At 52.3% G+C, this 13,829-nt stretch carries 12 protein-coding genes; 7 read left to right on the top strand and 5 right to left on the bottom strand.

The genetic code is table 11. The features are described 5' to 3' along the window. Positions 1-307 precede the first annotated feature (307 nt). Entirely contained in the window at positions 308-889 is a 582-nt protein-coding gene (gene gmhB, locus GN208_RS14930) for a D-glycero-beta-D-manno-heptose 1,7-bisphosphate 7-phosphatase (RefSeq protein ID WP_004237249.1), read from the bottom strand. A 170-nt stretch (positions 890-1,059) separates the two neighbouring features. Between gmhB and metN the strand changes: the two genes are divergently transcribed. The 6 genes from metN (at position 1,060) to proS (ending at position 6,738) form a co-directional block, all read left to right on the top strand. Next, positions 1,060-2,094, top strand: coding sequence for a methionine ABC transporter ATP-binding protein MetN (metN, locus tag GN208_RS14925; protein ID WP_004237248.1), 1,035 nt, complete (start codon positions 1,060-1,062; stop codon positions 2,092-2,094). After that, positions 2,087-2,740 (top strand): methionine ABC transporter permease MetI, encoded by a 654-nt coding sequence (locus GN208_RS14920; protein WP_004242237.1) that lies wholly within the window; start codon positions 2,087-2,089, stop codon positions 2,738-2,740. The genes metN and GN208_RS14920 overlap by 8 nt, the downstream gene beginning before the upstream one ends. A 59-nt stretch (positions 2,741-2,799) precedes the next feature. Then, the gene (locus GN208_RS14915; RefSeq protein WP_004237246.1) at positions 2,800-3,615 is read left to right on the top strand and encodes a MetQ/NlpA family lipoprotein; all 816 of its coding nucleotides are present in this window, start codon (positions 2,800-2,802) and stop codon (positions 3,613-3,615) included. A 181-nt stretch (positions 3,616-3,796) separates the two neighbouring features. Then, positions 3,797-4,207 carry an Rcs stress response system protein RcsF gene (gene rcsF / locus GN208_RS14910; RefSeq protein WP_004237245.1) on the top strand — a complete coding sequence of 137 codons (411 nt, stop codon included), beginning with the start codon at positions 3,797-3,799 and terminating at the stop codon, positions 4,205-4,207. Further along, positions 4,200-4,907 carry a tRNA (N6-threonylcarbamoyladenosine(37)-N6)-methyltransferase TrmO gene (tsaA, locus tag GN208_RS14905; protein ID WP_004242235.1) on the top strand — a complete coding sequence of 236 codons (708 nt, stop codon included), beginning with the start codon at positions 4,200-4,202 and terminating at the stop codon, positions 4,905-4,907. The genes rcsF and tsaA overlap by 8 nt, the downstream gene beginning before the upstream one ends. A 109-nt stretch (positions 4,908-5,016) precedes the next feature. Next, a complete protein-coding gene (proS, locus tag GN208_RS14900) occupies positions 5,017-6,738 on the top strand; it encodes a proline--tRNA ligase (protein ID WP_004237243.1) in 1,722 nt (573 codons plus the stop codon). Between the two features lie 73 nt (positions 6,739-6,811). Here the strand turns inward: proS and nlpE are convergent, their stop codons facing one another. Further along, complete coding sequence (nlpE, locus tag GN208_RS14895; RefSeq protein WP_004237242.1) at positions 6,812-7,471, bottom strand: envelope stress response activation lipoprotein NlpE; 660 nt, start codon at positions 7,469-7,471, stop codon at positions 6,812-6,814. A gap of 267 nt (positions 7,472-7,738) precedes the next feature. Between nlpE and rof the strand changes: the two genes are divergently transcribed. Next, entirely contained in the window at positions 7,739-8,005 is a 267-nt protein-coding gene (gene rof, locus GN208_RS14890) for a Rho-binding antiterminator (protein ID WP_004237241.1), read from the top strand. Here rof and tilS read toward each other — a convergent pair. From tilS to dnaE, 3 genes are read right to left on the bottom strand one after another with little or no spacing between them, the layout of a single operon-like run. Next, complete coding sequence (tilS, locus tag GN208_RS14885) at positions 7,983-9,365, bottom strand: tRNA lysidine(34) synthetase TilS (protein ID WP_015422462.1); 1,383 nt, start codon at positions 9,363-9,365, stop codon at positions 7,983-7,985. The genes rof and tilS overlap by 23 nt on opposite strands. 9 nt (positions 9,366-9,374) lie before the next feature. Beyond that, positions 9,375-10,334, bottom strand: a complete 960-nt coding sequence (accA, locus tag GN208_RS14880; protein ID WP_004237239.1) for an acetyl-CoA carboxylase carboxyl transferase subunit alpha — start codon at positions 10,332-10,334, stop codon at positions 9,375-9,377. A gap of 12 nt (positions 10,335-10,346) precedes the next feature. Continuing rightward, the gene (gene dnaE / locus GN208_RS14875; protein ID WP_004237238.1) at positions 10,347-13,826 is read right to left on the bottom strand and encodes a DNA polymerase III subunit alpha; all 3,480 of its coding nucleotides are present in this window, start codon (positions 13,824-13,826) and stop codon (positions 10,347-10,349) included. Positions 13,827-13,829: the final 3 nt, after the last annotated feature.

Below are 13,829 nucleotides of genomic sequence, written 5' to 3'. Positions count from 1 at the left end.
AAAATAATATTTTTTGTGATATGTCCTGCGAGTGCCCACACAGATTGTCTGATAAATTGTTAAAGAGCAGTTGCAACCTTCGCTGCCGTTGCCGGTCTTCTGCGTTGTTGCGAGGCTGCGTATATTACGTTTTCAGCCCCTTTGAGTCAAGCGTTGTTTTTCAACTTTCCGCGTTTTCTCTTTCTGCCGGAACCGCGTGTTATCGCGTTGTTCCGTGTCAGTGGTGGCGCATTATAGACACTCGCTGAGATCACGCAAGTGTTTATTTCAACTTTTTTTCTGTTTGCAGATAAAACACCCAATCGGGTTACTTTTTAGGTGATTTTGCGCTTTTTTGTACGGGTTTCAGCAGTGCAGGTAAATCCGCGATACTGTTAATCACAATATCTGCCGCCGCTTCGGCGTCTTCCGTTACCGGTTTACCGGTGCGTACCAATACGGTTGTACCCACTTCGGCTGCCCGTCCGGCCAGCATATCGTCGAGCTTATCCCCTACCATATAAGAGTTACTCATATCGATCTTCAGAAATTTCTGTGCATCCAGCAGCATACCCGGCTCCGGTTTACGGCAGTTACATTCCTGACGAAACTCTTCGACAGTACCTTCGGGATGATGAGGACAATAATAGATACCATCCAGGTCAACGCCGCGATCCGCCAGAGACCAGTCCATCCATTCTGTCAGATGCATAAACTGATCTTCGGTAAACATACCGCGGGCAATACCCGACTGATTTGTGACTATGATTAAAGCGTAGCCCATCTGCTTGATGGCCTGCATTGCTTCAATCGCGTTCTCTATAAACTGAAAATCATCAATCTCATGGAGATAGCCGGTATCTACGTTAATGGTGCCGTCTCTGTCCAGAAATACTGCAGGGATACCCATGGTTACACTCTTAGTCCGTCATCAATAATGTATTTAGTATCGCCTATTTGATGCGGAATGAGAATGCGGCCTGATAACTAAATCCTGTTGACTTAGCCGTCCAGACATCTTAACATCCGAAAATCATCTGGTGAACAACCAGTTTCACGTAACAAGGTAATAATAATTACATGATAAAGCTGACGAATATAAATAAGGTTTTTCAGCAGGGTCATCGCGAAATACAGGCACTTTCTGATATTAACCTGCACGTCCCGCAAGGGCAGATTTACGGTGTGATTGGTGCTTCCGGCGCCGGGAAAAGTACGCTTATCCGCTGTGTGAATATGCTGGAACGGCCGACATCCGGACAGGTACTCGTCGGCGGCCGTGACCTCACTAAGATGAACGATAAAGAGTTAACCCGTGCCCGTCGCGGCATCGGAATGATTTTTCAGCACTTTAACCTGCTGTCCTCCCGTACTGTTTTCGGGAACATCGCTCTGCCCCTGGAACTGGACCGCGTACCGGCGGCGGAAATTGAAAAACGGGTTGTGAAGCTGCTTGACCTGGTCGGTCTGTCTGATAAACGGGATGTTTATCCGGCAAATCTGTCCGGTGGTCAGAAACAGCGTGTGGCTATCGCCCGCGCACTGGCAAACGAACCGGAGGTATTGCTGTGTGATGAGGCCACCAGCGCCCTGGATCCGGCAACGACCCGTTCGATTCTGGAACTGCTGAAAGACATCAACCGCCGGCTGGAGTTAACTATCCTGCTGATCACCCATGAAATGGATGTGGTGAAACGCATCTGTGACCAGGTTGCGGTTATCAGCGGCGGACAGCTGATTGAACAGAATACGGTGAGTGAGGTGTTCTCTCATCCGAAAACACCAGTGGCACAGGCCTTTATTGAATCCACGCTGCATCTGGATGTGCCGGAAGATTATCTGGCACGTCTGAAACCGGAGCCGGCGGAAGGACTGGGGCCGCTGCTGAAGCTGGAGTTTGGTGGTCAGTCTGTCGATGCCCCGCTGATCTCGATTGCATCACGCAAGTTCAATATTGATATCAGCATCCTGAGTTCTCAGATGGATTATGCGGGTGGTGTGAAATTTGGTGTCATGCTGGCAGAACTGGACGGTAACAGCCCGCAAGATGTTGAAGCGGCGATTAGTTTTCTGAAAGAACACCACGTAAAAACAGAGGTTCTCGGTTATGTCTGAAGGAATGATTTTACTGTTAGTTAAAGGCATCTGGGAAACCCTGGTTATGACATTTGCATCCGGTTTCCTGGGATTTTTAATCGGTCTGCCGGTGGGGGTACTGCTGTATATCACCCGTTCTGGGCAAATTGCGGATAATAAAAGCCTGTACCGGACCTTGTCCGTGCTGGTCAATATCTTCCGCGCGATTCCGTTCATTATCTTACTGGTGTGGATGATTCCGTTTACCCGGTTAGTCGTCGGTACATCTATCGGGTTACAGGCTGCCATTGTGCCGCTGACTGTCGGCGCTGCACCGTTTATTGCCCGTATGGTGGAAAACGCCCTGCTGGAGATCCCGTCAGGACTGATTGAAGCATCGCGGGCGATGGGAGCCACACCATTACAGATTGTCAGCAAGATCCTGCTGCCGGAAGCATTACCGGGACTGATCAACGCCGCTACCATTACGCTGATCACCCTCGTGGGTTACTCCGCAATGGGTGGTGCTGTCGGTGCAGGCGGGTTAGGTCAGATTGGTTATCAGTATGGTTATGTCGGATATAACGCAGTAGTTATGAATACGGTATTGGCATTGCTGGTTGTTTTGGTCTTTATTATTCAGGTATGTGGTGATCGTCTGGTTAAGGCCGTTACCCACAAATAAGACTCTCTCCGCGCCGCACTGACTGCGAACGCGTATTAAACAGAACGAGGAAAGAAAAGATGGCTTTTAAATTAAAATCGCTTGTCGTTGCCGGTGCTTTGCTGGGTTCATTAGTGCTGGCGGGTTGCGGACAGAATGAAAAAGATCCGAAAAGTATCAAAGTCGGCGTGATCGTCGGTGCTGAACAGCAGGTGGCAGAAGTGGCGAAAAAAGTCGCCAAAGACAAATACGGCCTGAATGTGGAACTGGTTACGTTCAACGACTACGTCATGCCGAACGAAGCGCTCAGCCGTGGTGATATCGATCTGAACGCATTCCAGCACAAACCGTATCTGGATCAGCAGATTAAAGACCGTAACTACAAATTAACTCCGGTGGGCAATACCTTTGTTTATCCGATTGCCGGTTATTCAAAGAAAATCAAATCACTGGATGAATTACAGGACGGCGCACAGGTCGCTCTGCCGAATGACCCGACTAACCTCGGCCGTTCACTGCTGTTATTACAGAAGCAGGGATTAATCAAACTGAAAGAAGGCACCGGTCTGCTGCCGACAGTTCTTGATGTGGTTGAAAACCCGAAAGGTCTGAAACTGATCGAGCTGGAAGCCCCGCAGCTGCCGCGTTCACTGGATGATAATAAGATCGACCTGGCCGTGATCAACACCACTTACGCCAGCCAGATCAACTTAACCCCGGCTAAAGACGGCTTATTTGTTGAAGATAAAGATTCACCTTACGTCAACATTATTGTCTCCCGCGAAGATAATAAAGACAGTGAAGCGGTGAAACAATTTGTTCAGGCATATCAGTCTGATGAAGTCTTTAACGAAGCAGATAAAGTCTTCAACGGCGGTGCGGTGAAAGGCTGGTAAAAGACCGGGAGTTCAGAATAACTGCTAAGTTCTTTTATCTTTAATCAAAGAATATTACACTGAGGGTGAACAATTGTTCACCCTTTTTATTTTGTTATAATCATTAAATGTTCATCATATAAATAATAATATTTCATCTGCCCTTACTTTTCTGTTTTGTACAGCCAGAGGATTGTTTTCCATGCGAGTGCTTATTATCAGCCTGCTTGCTCTTCTCATCGCGGGATGCTCTTTCCGTCAGAGTCATTCTGAACAGGAGCAGGCGCAATACGCCGATATGCGGCTGAAAAAATCGGCCGGTAAAAAAGCCAAATCAACATCCGCAGCATCACGCGTCAAACTCTATCTCCACCCGGAAGAACTGCTGGGTAAACCTTTCCGTGACCTTGGTGTGGTTTTGGGTCAGAATTGCCGTGAAGCGGCAAACCCTGCACAGTCCGGTATTCCGGCAGCCCGTAAGCAAATGCTGTCCCGGGCCGGAAAACTGAAAGCAGATGCCGTGTTACTCCACCAGTGCGCCGTGAACCCCGCGCAGGGTTGTAAGCAGCTGGCGGTATGCGAAGGTACTGCGATTAAGGTTGATGATGTCTGAGTTTTCATTTTCGCCCGTGGGGTTTATCCGCTCACCGTGGCAGGAAAAATTTGCGATTCCGCGCCAGCCGGGGCTGGTTGAGGATGGTACCGGGGAACTGCACTTTGTGGCGCCCTATAATCACGCCGACTGCGTGCGCGGACTGGAACAGTTCAGTCATGTGTGGGTCATCTTTGTTTTCCATGATATTCCGGCCGGCAGCTGGCGTCCGCTGGTACGCCCGCCGCGCCTTGGCGGTAATGCAAAAATGGGCGTGTTTGCCACCCGCTCCACCTTCCGCCCGAATCCGATCGGGATGTCGCTGGTTGAACTGAAAAAAGTCTGTTACGACGGCGATACGGCGTATCTCTCCCTCGGCAGCCTGGATCTGCTTAACGGCACACCGGTGCTGGATATCAAACCCTATCTGCCCTATGCTGAATCCGTGCCCGGCGCACTGGCCGGTTTTGCGCAGGAAGAGCCGCCGGCGGATATGCCGGTCGTGTTCAGCCCTGCCGCGCAGCAATTCATAACAGCTCAGGCCGCACAATATCCTGATTTGGCGCGTTTTATCACACAGGTACTGGCGCAGGATCCGCGTCCGGCGTATAAAAAACAACAGGCTGACGATAAAATTTATGCCGTGCACCTGCTGGATTTAAATGTCCGCTGGCATATCCGTGACGGCGTGACCGAAGTCATCAGTCTGGAAAAACGCTAAACCCCTTTTGGGGCGCGGCAGTCACTGGTAAACTGTCAGGCTTAACTTCACTTCTGCGCAGAATATTTCTGCGATAAGACATGTTTGTCGTTCTAATGGAACCTAAATAATGCGTACTACCCAATATCTGCTCTCTACTCTGAAAGAGACCCCTGCTGACGCCGAAGTGGTCAGTCATCAGCTGATGCTGCGCGCCGGGATGATCCGTAAACTTGCTTCAGGTCTGTACAACTGGATGCCGACCGGTGTCCGCGTATTACGCAAAGTTGAAAAGATCGTACGTGAAGAGATGGAAAATGCCGGTTCACTGGAAATCTCCATGCCGGTGGTTCAGCCCGCAGATTTATGGCTGGAGAGCGGACGCTGGGAACAGTACGGTCCGGAGCTGCTCCGTATTACCGACCGCGGCGATCGCCAGTTTGTTCTGGGTCCGACGCACGAAGAAGTGGTCACGGACATCATCCGTAACGAAGTGACATCTTACAAACAGCTGCCGCTGAATGTGTTCCAGATCCAGACCAAATTCCGTGATGAAGTCCGTCCGCGTTTTGGTGTGATGCGCTCCCGTGAATTCATCATGAAAGATGCGTACTCTTTCCACCTGACTCAGGATTCTCTGCAGGAGACGTACGATACGATGTATCAGGCGTACAGCAAAATCTTCAACCGTATCGGACTGGATTTCCGTGCAGTAATGGCAGATACCGGCTCTATCGGCGGAAGTGCATCCCACGAGTTCCAGGTTCTGGCACAGAGCGGCGAAGATGATGTGATTTTCTCCTCTGAGTCCGATTACGCGGCCAATATCGAACTGGCGGAAGCGGTCTGCAACATTACTGAGCGCCCTGCACCGCAGAAAGCAATGGAACTGGTTGATACACCAAACGCGAAAACTATCGCGGAGCTGGTTGAACAGTTTAATCTGCCGGTTGAGAAAACCGTCAAAACCCTGATTGTTCACGGCAGCAAAGAGAGCGGCCACAAACTGGTTGCGCTGCTGGTGCGCGGTGATCACGAACTCAACGAAGTGAAAGCGGAAAAACATCCGCTGGTTGCTTCTCCGCTGGAGTTCGCGACAGAAGAAGAGATCCGCGCAGCCGTGAATGCGGGCCCGGGTTCACTGGGGCCGGTCAATCTGCCGCTGCCGGTGGTCGCTGACCGTACTGTTGCCATGATGAGTGATTTCGGTGCCGGTGCGAATATCGACGGCAAACACTATTTCGGTATCAACTGGGAGCGTGATGCTGCCCTGCCGGAAGTGGCGGATATCCGTAATGTGGTCGCCGGTGACCCGAGCCCGGACGGCAAAGGTACTCTGATGATCAAGCGCGGGATTGAAGTCGGTCATATCTTCCAGCTCGGTAAAAAATATTCCGAAGCACTGAAAGCGACAGTTCAGAACGAAGCCGGTCACAACGAAGTGGTCTTTATGGGTTGCTACGGTATCGGGGTCACCCGTATTGTTGCGGCAGCGATTGAGCAGAACTTCGACGATCGCGGGATTATCTGGCCGGATGCGATTGCACCGTTCCAGGTTGCTCTGCTGCCGATGAATATGCACAAATCTTACCGCGTGAAAGAAGTGGCGGAAAAACTCTACGCTGATCTGACCGCTCAGGGCATTGAAGTGATCTTTGATGACCGTAAAGAGCGTCCGGGTGTGATGTTTGCGGATATGGAACTGATGGGGATCCCGCATACCATCGTTATCGGTGATCGCAACCTCGACAGCGGTGTGGTGGAATATAAATACCGCCGCAGCGAAGATAAATCTCTTATCGCGCTGGATGACGTTGTCAGTGTGCTGAAAGAGAAAATCATCACTGCCTGATTATCAGTGCTGTGAATACAAAAAGGCTGAACATCTGTTCAGCCTTTTTTATGCCTGCGGGAGCCGGAAGAACTTACTGACAACCGCGTGATTTATCCAGTACGGATTTGCCGGTCTGGATCAGCGCCTGATCAAACTGGCCGTCTTCCATGGACGGACGGATGGTGTAATACCCTTCCACTTCCAGATAGACAGGTTTTCCGCCTTCAACGCCCAGCTTGCCGTAGCCCTGCTCTAAGCCGATATTGCCCGGTACCGCGTAAACCACACCGGTCTGGCAATCTTTAAACGTTGCCGCATCCGCCATATAACGATATTCACCTTTCAGCTGTACCGGTTTCACCATTTTCAGGGTGTAGTTCAAATCCGATTTAACCGGGTTGCCGTCGATATCCAGCATTACCAGCGATTTATCCTGCGGATCATAATAAGCACGCTGCCCGGCAGTATCGGTCAGACGCAGTTTTTCGCCGTCTTTCGCCCAGGTCCCGGTTTCAAAGAAGGTCTGGTTGCCGTCGCGGGTTTCCAGATAGGTGCGCTGCATAACATAGGTGCCGTCACCTTCCAGTAAAACGGTCACATCCATGCCGGAGCAATCGGCACACGGAACCACGCCGTTATAGGCACGGTCAAGAACATGGACTTCCGGAGTTGGTGGCACAACCACTGTCGAACTACAGGCCGTAATGCTGAAAATGCCTGCCGCCAATAAGAGTTTTGTCAGATTTTTCATGTTTCCCCCTGAACATCAGATGAGGTAATGTTAGCAAAATGATTGTCAGTTTTTGTATATTCACGCGCTTTCAGACAATTACGCATTTTTATTTTTAAAATGGCAATGATTTTCCTCAAAACAGTGATAAACAATATGTTTTGCCGATAATAAAATGTAATCAGTAATAGCCAATATGATAACTATGATATAGTCTGCTGGGAGCGATGAGGCTATTTGAATAACCATCCGCGGATGATACCGCAAGCGAAAGTATGGTGAGGGAATATGTCTGCAGAAAACGAATATCAACCAATTAATTGTGATGACTATGACAACCTCGAACTGGCCTGCCAGCATCATATGGTACTGGAAGTGACCTTACAGGGGGGCGATGTTCTGACAGGAAAAGCGACCGATTTGGTGCTCCGGAAGAAAGTGGAATACCTTGTTGTCACGATTGACAACGAACTGCGGGAGCTTCGTCTGGACTCTATTGTCAGCTTCAGTCATCCCGAACTGGGAACAGTGGTTATTGATCACTCACCGTCCTGAATAACTCTGCAACCCCGTCCGCGGGGTTGTTTTTTTCCTGCATAATCATCAGTTTTGCCTCATCCGCTTCTCCCTCTTTCGTGACAAATACCCCGACCGCCGCTATCAGCGTATCGTTATACCAGAGCAGCGGTGTGCGTTCGCGCAGCCAGGGCGCAACGCCGCATTCCTGCCACAGCTTTTTGGCTGATCGCCCGCGATCACGGCCGCAGATATGATAATGCCCCTGCAAACCAAAACGGACAGTCACCTGTTCATCCGGGCGCGGCGGACGCACCACAGAAGCCACATCCTGTGTAGTGACCGTTTCCGCCATCCGCAAAATGCCGGCATCATCAGGCAGTTGCAGCGCAGAGTGCAGATCCCACGGCAGGCAATAGTCTGATAACCCAGCGGTTTTTTCTGTCACATGCAGTTTATTCTGATAACGGCGGATGGTGACCGGTTTCAGATAATAGCCCGGCTCTGCATCCGGTTTCGCCAGTGCCACTTCCTGCCAGAGCAGTGCCAACTGATGCTGTGACGGCATCTGCACACCACAGTGTTTCAGCCAGCGGCGCAGTATGCCGTTGCGTTTCGCCGTCCCGGCGCTGAGCAGCGGGATAAAAGATAACCCGTTATCCGCATCCGTTAACTGCATAAGTTCCGGCAGCAGCAGTTCATCCAGCAGGGCTTCCTGTTCACCGCAAAGCGCGGCACTGCGGGAAACTGCCTGAGCAAAGTGCGGCCAGCGGGCATTCAGTTGCGGTAATACCGCATGGCGCAGAAAATTGCGGTCATAACGGCGATCCTGATTACTGTCATCCTCGACCCAGGAAAGCTGATAATATTGTGCATACTGTTCGAGCTGAGCACGGCTGAAGGAGAGTAACGGACGGATCAGCGGATTGGCACCGAATGCCATCTGTTCCGGCATTGCAGAGAGACCGGCAGGGCCGCTGCCGCGTTTTAAGGCAAGAAAGAAGGTTTCGCTCTGATCATCCAGATGCTGTGCGGTTACCAGCGCCTCATCCGGAGCTATCACTTCACGGAAAGCCTGATAGCGGGCATCTCTGGCGGCAGCTTCGATCCCTTTTTTGCGGGGATCCACCTGCACGCGGCACACCTGAAACGGAACAGAGAGTGAATCGCAGAATGTCCGGCAGTGATCTGCCCAGTCATCCGCCAGCGGATTTAATCCGTGATGAATGTAGACTGCCCGCAACCGCAATGCCGGACGCTCAGCGGTCTGCCACTGCCGCAGAGCATGCAGCAGGACAACGGAATCAAGCCCGCCGCTCAGTCCCGCCAGGATTGCCTGCTGAGAGGCAAACACACGGCGGAACACGGCAGACAGTGATTCACAAAAGGCAGTATCCACAACCGGTTATCAGCAGTAGCCGTAGCTCATCAGGCGCTCATAGCGGCGATTAGCCAGAGACTCGCTGTCCAGTTTATCCAGCTCTTCCAGATCAGACAGGATCTGTGCTTTCAGGGATGCGGCAACCGCTTCATAATCACGGTGCGCGCCGCCCAGCGGCTCAGGGATCACATTGTCGATCAGTTTCAGCTCTTTCAGACGCGGCGCGGTGATCCCCATCGCTTCTGCGGCGATCGGCGCTTTATCCGCACTTTTCCACAGAATCGAGGCACAACCTTCCGGTGAAATCACAGAGTAAGTGCTGTATTGCAGCATATTCACTTTGTCGCCCACTGCAATCGCCAGTGCACCGCCGGAACCGCCTTCCCCGACCACGGTACAGACAGTCGGTACTTTCAGGCGGGACATTTCACGCAGGTTACGGGCAATCGCCTCAGACTGGCCGCGCTCTTCCGCGCCCACGCCCGGATAGGCCCCCGGGGTGTCGATAAAGGTGATCACCGGCAGATTAAAGCGCTCTGCCAGTTCCATCAGACGCAGGGCTTTGCGGTAACCTTCCGGTGCCGGCATGCCGAAGTTACGGCGGATTTTTTCTTTGGTTTCACGGCCTTTCTGATGGCCGATAATCATCACCGGACGACCGTCCAGACGGGCAATCCCGCCGACAATCGCTTTGTCATCCGCATATGCGCGGTCGCCTGCCAGTTCCTGAAAATCGGTAAAGATCAGTTTGACGTAATCCAGGGTATACGGACGACGCGGATGGCGTGCCAGCTGAGCAATCTGCCAGGCACCCAGGTCAGCGAAAATCTTACGTGTCAGTTCCAGACTCTTCGCCCGTAAGCGTTCAACTTCTTCGTCAAGATTGATATCGAGTGATTCATCCTGGCGGCTGACCGCGGTCAGCGAATCAATTTTCGCCTCTAACTCGGCAATCGGCTGTTCAAAATCCAGAAAATTAAGACTCATAATGTTCCTATTTTAGTCAAATTCTAATTCTACCTGCTCATTACCCAGCAGAGTCCGCAGATCCGTCAGAAGGGTATCGGTCGGGGTGACCCGCCAGGTTGCACCGAAACGCATCCGCGCTCTGGCATCGTCCTTCTGGTAATAAAGGTGAACCGGTATTGTCCCGGAGCGGTGCGGTTCAAGCGCACCGCGCAGCCGGTGCAGCAGTTGTTCGTCAATTTGCCCGTCCGTGAGCGAGATAGCAAGCCCGCGCGCATATTTTTCGCGTGCTTCGCTGATATCCAGCAGCTCCCTGACCACCATTTTAAGCCCGCCGCTGAAATCATCAAAGCTGACCTGCCCGGAAGCAATCAGAATGCGATCCTGTTCGAGCAGATGCTGGTAACGTTCCAGTGCATCGGAAAATAGCATAATTTCCAGCCGGCCGGAACGATCATCGAGGGTACAGACACCAATCCGGTTTCCCCGTTTGGTGGTGATCACCTTGGAAGCCAGCACCAGACCGACTACCGTGGTCATCTGACCACGCGGTGTCGGGTTAACATCTTTCAGACGTAAACCATGAGTATAGCGCTCAATCTCTTTCAGATAACGGTTTATCGGATGTCCGGTAAGATACAGCCCGAGTGTTTCCCGCTCCCCTTCGAGGATAATTTCGTCCTGCCATTTCGGAATATTGGCATAAGAGCGCTCTACCTGCTCCGGTGCCTCTGCCAGTACCCCGAACATATCCGCCTGACCGATGGCTTCCGCTTTGGCGTGCTGATCCGCTGCTTTCAGCGCATCCTCCAGTGAGGACATCAGCGCGGCGCGGTGCGGCCCCAGCCGGTCAAACGCGCCGGACATAATGAGTTTTTCCATTACGCGGCGGTTCAGTTTTTTGGTGTCCGTACGGGCACACAAATCAAAAATATCCTTGAAATACCCGTCCTTACGGGCTTCCAGAATCGCTTCGATCGGGCCTTCGCCGACACCTTTAATCGCACCGATACCATAGACTATCTCACCTTCATCATTGACATGGAAGTGATACAGTCCGCTGTTGATATCCGGCGGCAATACTTTCAGACCCATCCGCCAGCATTCATCCACCAGCCCGACGACTTTTTCGGTGTTATCCATATCCGCCGTCATCACGGCAGCCATAAATTCCGCCGGATAGTGTGCTTTCAGCCACAGTGTCTGATAGGAAACCAGCGCGTAGGCAGCGGAGTGAGATTTGTTAAACCCGTAGCCGGCGAATTTCTCCACCAGGTCAAAGATTTTCATGGACAGCTCGGCATCGATGCCGTTTTTCACCGCGCCCTCTTCAAATACCGAGCGCTGTTTTGCCATCTCTTCCGGCTTTTTCTTACCCATTGCACGGCGCAGCATATCCGCGCCGCCCAGGGTATAGCCCGCCAGCACCTGGGCAATCTGCATCACCTGTTCCTGATAGAGGATGATGCCGTACGTCGGTTCCAGTACCGGCTGCAGGGATTCATGCTGCCATTCCACATCCGGGTAAGAGATGGCCTCACGTCCGTGTTTACGGTCGATAAAGTTATCCACCATGCCCGACTGCAGCGGGCCGGGCCGGAACAGCGCCACCAGGGCTATCATGTCTTCAAAGCTGTCCGGACGCAGACGTTTGATCAGATCCTTCATGCCGCGGGATTCAAGCTGGAAGACCGCTGTGGTTTCCGAGCGCTGCAGCATATCAAAGCTTTTCTGGTCGTCGAGCGGGATAGCCGCGATATCCACCGGCGGCTTGCCTTTTTTCTCATTGCGCGGGTTAATCATGCCCAGCGCCCAGTCGATAATCGTCAATGTACGCAGACCGAGGAAGTCGAACTTCACCAGACCGGCATATTCCACGTCGTTTTTATCAAACTGCGTGACCGGGTTATTCCCTTCCGGGTCGCAGTAAAGTGGTGCGAAATCGGTAATTTTTGTCGGCGCGATCACCACACCACCGGCGTGTTTGCCGGCGTTACGTGTCACCCCTTCCAGGATACGCGCCATATCGATCAGCGCCCTGACTTCCTCATCGGCCTCATACACCTCGCCGAGCTGCGGCTCTGCCGCAAAGGCTTTTTCCAGTGTCATACCGGGATCCGGCGGCACCAGTTTGGAAATTCTGTCGACAAACCCGTACGGATGCCCCAGTACACGGCCGACATCGCGGATAACCGCTTTTGCCGCCATCGTACCGAAGGTAATAATCTGAGAAACGGCATCACGCCCGTACATTTCGGCTACGTGATCAATCACGCGGTCACGTTTTTCCATGCAAAAGTCGACGTCAAAGTCAGGCATGGAGACACGTTCCGGGTTCAGGAAGCGTTCGAACAGAAGGTCGAACTCCAGTGGATCCAGATCGGTGATTTTCAGGGAGTACGCCACCAGTGAACCGGCACCGGAACCACGTCCCGGCCCCACCGGCACATTGTTATCCTTCGACCACTGGATAAACTCCATCACGATCAGGAAGTAGCCGGGGAAGCCCATCTGGTTAATCACTTTCAGTTCAACATCCAGACGCTCGTCATATTCCGGGCGGCGCTGCGCACGCACTTCCGGATCCGGGAACAGGAACGCCAGGCGCTCCTCCAGTCCCTCTTTCGAGCGTTTGACCAGATAATCTTCCGTGCTCATGTCCCCGGTCGGGAACTGCGGCAGGAAATACTCGCCGAGACGGATAGTGACGTTACAACGCTTAGCAATTTCGACGCTGTTCTGCAGTGCTTCCGGGATGTCGGCGAACAGTTCGCACATCTCGTCCTCACTGCGCAGATATTGCTGAGGGCTGTAGAGTTTCGGACGTTTCGGATCCGCTAACGTATAACCATCATGAATGGCTACGCGGATTTCATGGGCGTCAAAATCCTCACTGCTGATAAAGCGGACATCATTGGTCGCCACCACCGGCAGAGATTTCTCTGTCGCCAGCTGTACCGCAGCATGCAGATAGCTTTCCTCATCCTGGCGGCCGGTACGGATAAGCTCCAGATAGAAGCTGTCCGGGAAGTGGGTCTGCCAGAATTCCAGCGCCTGCTCCACCAGGGCGCTGTTACCGCGCAGCAGAAACTTACCCACATCCCCCTTGCGCCCGCCGGAGAGAATAATCAGCCCTTCTTTATGATTAACCAGCCAGTCGCGCTGAATGGTCGGTCCCTGTGCACCGTAGCCTTTCTGATAGGCTTCGGAGATAAGCAGGGTCAGGTTCTGATAACCGGTATTATTGCGTGCCAGAATCGTGAGTGACGCCAGTTCATCACCCAGCAGCTCGCTTTCCATCAGGAAATCCGCGCCGACAATCGGTTTCACCCCGGCGCCGTGCGCACTGCCGTAAAATTTCACCAACCCGCACAGGTTAGTGAAGTCCGTAATCGCCATCGCCGGCATATTCATCGACGCCACTTTCTTGACCAGCGGGCCGGTTTTAGCCAGTCCGTCAATCATGGAATAGTCGCTGTGAATATTAAGATGAATAAAACGCGGTTCCGCCATTAC

This window comes from Morganella sp. HSTU-ASny43 (genome assembly GCF_022819185.1).
GTDB classification, from domain to species: Bacteria; Pseudomonadota; Gammaproteobacteria; order Enterobacterales; family Enterobacteriaceae; genus Morganella; species Morganella morganii.
Note: the sequence above shows the minus strand (reverse complement) of the source record. Positions and strands in the feature narration are given on the sequence as shown.

What these genes read in the sequence shown, in the direction of transcription:
- gmhB (WP_004237249.1), bottom strand. Translation starts at nt 889, where the DNA reads ATGGGTATCCCTGCAGTATTTCTGGACAGAGACGGCACCATTAACGTA.
- metN (WP_004237248.1), top strand. Translation starts at nt 1,060, where the DNA reads ATGATAAAGCTGACGAATATAAATAAGGTTTTTCAGCAGGGTCATCGC.
- GN208_RS14920 (WP_004242237.1), top strand. Translation starts at nt 2,087, where the DNA reads ATGTCTGAAGGAATGATTTTACTGTTAGTTAAAGGCATCTGGGAAACC.
- GN208_RS14915 (WP_004237246.1), top strand. Translation starts at nt 2,800, where the DNA reads ATGGCTTTTAAATTAAAATCGCTTGTCGTTGCCGGTGCTTTGCTGGGT.
- rcsF (WP_004237245.1), top strand. Translation starts at nt 3,797, where the DNA reads ATGCGAGTGCTTATTATCAGCCTGCTTGCTCTTCTCATCGCGGGATGC.
- tsaA (WP_004242235.1), top strand. Translation starts at nt 4,200, where the DNA reads ATGTCTGAGTTTTCATTTTCGCCCGTGGGGTTTATCCGCTCACCGTGG.
- proS (WP_004237243.1), top strand. Translation starts at nt 5,017, where the DNA reads ATGCGTACTACCCAATATCTGCTCTCTACTCTGAAAGAGACCCCTGCT.
- nlpE (WP_004237242.1), bottom strand. Translation starts at nt 7,471, where the DNA reads ATGAAAAATCTGACAAAACTCTTATTGGCGGCAGGCATTTTCAGCATT.
- rof (WP_004237241.1), top strand. Translation starts at nt 7,739, where the DNA reads ATGTCTGCAGAAAACGAATATCAACCAATTAATTGTGATGACTATGAC.
- accA (WP_004237239.1), bottom strand. Translation starts at nt 10,334, where the DNA reads ATGAGTCTTAATTTTCTGGATTTTGAACAGCCGATTGCCGAGTTAGAG.
- dnaE (WP_004237238.1), bottom strand. Translation starts at nt 13,826, where the DNA reads ATGGCGGAACCGCGTTTTATTCATCTTAATATTCACAGCGACTATTCC.